Source organism: Clostridium chromiireducens, assembly GCF_002029255.1.
GTDB lineage: Bacteria > Bacillota > Clostridia > Clostridiales > Clostridiaceae > Clostridium > Clostridium chromiireducens.
This window is the reverse complement of record NZ_MZGT01000179.1, coordinates 1-579: the sequence shown is the minus strand read 5'-3', so window position 1 is coordinate 579 and position 579 is coordinate 1. Positions and strand designations below refer to the sequence as shown.

The 579-nt window shown below is 25.7% G+C and carries 1 protein-coding gene; it reads left to right on the top strand.

Features of this window, described 5'->3' with window-relative positions:
- Positions 1-128: 128 nt before the first annotated feature.
- On the top strand, positions 129-455 hold the full coding sequence (locus CLCHR_RS24245; RefSeq protein WP_079442491.1) for an ArsR/SmtB family transcription factor: 327 nt from the start codon (positions 129-131) through the stop codon (positions 453-455).
- Positions 456-579 lie beyond the last annotated feature (124 nt).

Here is a 579-nt window from a genome sequence, read left to right as displayed (position 1 = left end):
ATTGATCATATAAGTATTTGTATTTTACAGCACCTAATTAACAGGAATTTAAAAATCCAAATATAAATATTGAATAAAAATCTTGACACGTGCATATGTGTGCACGTATAATTTAATTGGTGATGCAAATGGATAATCAAAATAATTTATTAGTATGTGGTCGAAATCTTGAACAAAGTATCGATTTTGAATTTTACAAGACTCTTTTTGATCCTGTAAGAAGTGAAATTTTAAAGTTCCTTGCAATACACGGAAAGAAAAATATCTCAGAAATTGCACAGAATTTTACTCAAGATAGGTCTGTTATTTCAAGGCATCTGGAATTGATGAATCGATATGGAATTTTAAATAAAGAAAAGCAAAACAGAAGCACTTTTTATGAACTTAACAAAGAACACATACTTGAAAAATTTGAAACAACTACAAATAATTTAAAAGAACTTATACTAAAATAACATCGGATATATTAGAAAAGGCAAAAATGCCTTTCTCTTTTAATATTAATGTGCATTAATGTGCATATATACATCAAAATATAAATAATTTTGAAAGGATTTGATAAAATGAATCTTATAACAG